The 2,362-nt window shown below is 66.7% G+C and carries 2 protein-coding genes; both read right to left on the minus strand.

What is annotated here, in order from left to right; translation table 11 throughout:
- Nucleotides 1–28: 28 nt before the first annotated feature.
- On the minus strand, nucleotides 29–1,660 hold the full coding sequence (pknB, locus tag QN357_RS18645; protein ID WP_416173120.1) for a Stk1 family PASTA domain-containing Ser/Thr kinase: 1,632 nt from the start codon (nucleotides 1,658–1,660) through the stop codon (nucleotides 29–31).
- Nucleotides 1,661–1,834: 174 nt separating this feature from the next.
- Nucleotides 1,835–2,362 (minus strand): PASTA domain-containing protein (locus QN357_RS18650; RefSeq protein WP_323505357.1); only part of this gene is annotated, 528 nt, incomplete at its 5' end.

Here is a 2,362-nt window from a genome sequence, read left to right on the forward strand (position 1 = left end):
GAGGGAGGGTGGGGCAGAAAACGCGGCGTTAGCCTGCGCAGTAGGTGAGCGCCACCTGGGACTTCTGCTCCACGTCTCCGGGCGCCTGGGATTGCTTGGTGACCGGAGATCCCGGTTTCATGGCGCACGTGGCGTCTGGCGTCGGGATCGGCACAACCTGTACGGACGGGGCCAGCAGGAGCTCGCTAGCCGCCTGAAGGGACTGGCCGACGAGGTTCGGCAGGGTGACGAGGCCGCTGGAGATGAAGATATCGACGGTGTCGCCGGTCTGGGCGCTCCCCTGCAGCGCCGGGTCGGTGCGCAGCACAAGGTTGGGCGCGATCGTCGCAGAGTTCTCCTTGGTGATCGACCCTGGCAGGAGCCCGAGAGCGCTGATCGCGGCCTGGGCGTCGGCGATCGGCAGGTTCGTGACATCGGGCACCGTCACGGGCTGCGGACCCGTTGATACGTAGACCTTGATCACATCGGTCGGCTGGGCGATCGTTCCAGCGGGCGGGTCTGTGCGGGTGACCTTGTCCTTGGGGACCGTTGCGCTGGCCTCCTGGGCCATCGTGGCAGCGAGGTCGGACTCGATGAGGGTGTTCTGGGCGGTCTCGTAGCTCTGGCCGACCAACGAGGGCACCTTCCGGGAGTTATCCGGGAGGTCGCTGCTGGGGGTGAGGCTGAAGGCCCAGATCATCACGGAAAGCACGATCACGATCACGCTGAGGATGCCGGCCCAGATCCAGATGACCGGGGGCCGTCGCTGAGTGCGCACCATCGTGGCGTCCTCGGCGAGTTGCTTGAGCGCGAGCTCCGATCCGGAGGTCGCCGTGGGCGGTGCGCCGAAAAGGCTCGCGGTGGCTTCATCGACGGGGCGGTGCAGCGGGATCACGCCGGAGCCGGCGATCTCGACATCCGTTCGGAACTCGACGGCGCTCTGGTACCGGGCGAAACGGTCCTTTTCAAGGGCGCGCATCACGACGACGTCGAGTGCCGGGGAAACCTTGGGGTTGATCGAGCTCGGGGCGACCGGTGTCTCGCTGACGTGCTGGTAGGCGACGGCGACGGGTGTATCGCCGCGGAAGGGCGCGCGGCCGGTGAGCATCTCGAAGAGAACGACGCCGGTGGAGTACAGGTCCGTGCGTGCGTCGACGGATTCTCCCTTGGCCTGCTCCGGGGAGAAATAGGATGCCGTGCCGAGGATCGCCGTGGTCTGGGCGACCGTCGTCGAGGAATCCGAGATGGCCCTCGCGATGCCGAAGTCCATCACCTTCACCTGGCCGGTCTTGGTGATCATGATGTTGCCGGGCTTGATGTCGCGATGAACGACACCCGCGCGGTGCGAGTATTCGAGCGCCGTCAGGACGCCGTCGATGATGCGCACGGCCTCGGTGGCCTGGACAGGGCCTTCGCGGATGATGTCCTTGAGCAGGCGTCCGTCGACGAATTCCATCACGATGAACGGAATCTGCGATTCGAGGCCGCCGGGTTCTCCGACGGTCTCCTCGCCGGCGTCGAAGACACGCACGATCGTGGGGTGCGCCATCCGCGCCGCGGCCTGGGCCTCCTGGCGGAAGCGGGTGCGGAAGGCGGGATCGGCCGCGAGGGACGACTTCAGGAGTTTGATCGCAACCGTGCGGCCGAGCCGCGCGTCGGTGCCGATATGCACGTCGGACATGCCGCCGCGACCAATGAGTGCCCCCACTCGATAGCGACCTGCGAGCAGGCGGCCTTCATCACTCACAGACTCACTCCCACTCTTGTCGACCATTCGGCTCCAGGCATCGCCCCGGCTGAGGCAACCCTGGTTGCGCGGATCTTGGCTATTTTAGCTGACGTCCCTGCGTCAGTCTTACGGTGTCGCAGCGGTGATCGGCACCGCGGTGGAGGACGGCGACCAGGCTGAGGCGACCTGTCCGCAGTAGTACAGGTACTTGACGGTCATCGATCCGACCGGGCCGGCGACGACGGTCGCCGTGGTGACATCAGCGCCCGTCGGGTTCGCGGATTGCACGGTGCCGCCCGTCACCTCGAGCTTGTACCCGGCCAGGGTCTGGCCACTGGGGCACGATTGCGCGACCCAGGTGTAGGTCACCGTCTTGCCGCTGGCGACGGTGGTCGTGGTCGTCGTCGGAGCGGCGCTCGGGGCGTCGGGTACGACGGCCGGAGCGTAGACCGTGACCGTGATCTTCTCGCCCTTCTTGACCGGGCCGGTGGGGTTGACCGAGTAGACCGTGTCTGCAACCTGCGTTGCCGGGTCGACCGAGGCCTTGCCCGTGACGACGTCGGCGACGAAGCCCAGAGACTGGAGCATGGTGCGGGCTTCCCCGCTGGTCTTACCGATGAAATCGGACTCGGTTACTTCCGCCGTGGTGGGGGT

Source organism: Cryobacterium sp. RTC2.1 (assembly GCF_035018685.1).
Taxonomy (GTDB): Bacteria; Actinomycetota; Actinomycetes; order Actinomycetales; family Microbacteriaceae; genus Cryobacterium; species Cryobacterium glucosi.

Excerpts from the sequence above, each read along its gene's own strand:
- pknB (WP_416173120.1), bottom strand. The coding sequence starts at position 1,660 with ATGTCCGACGTGCATATCGGCACCGACGCGCGGCTCGGCCGCACGGTT.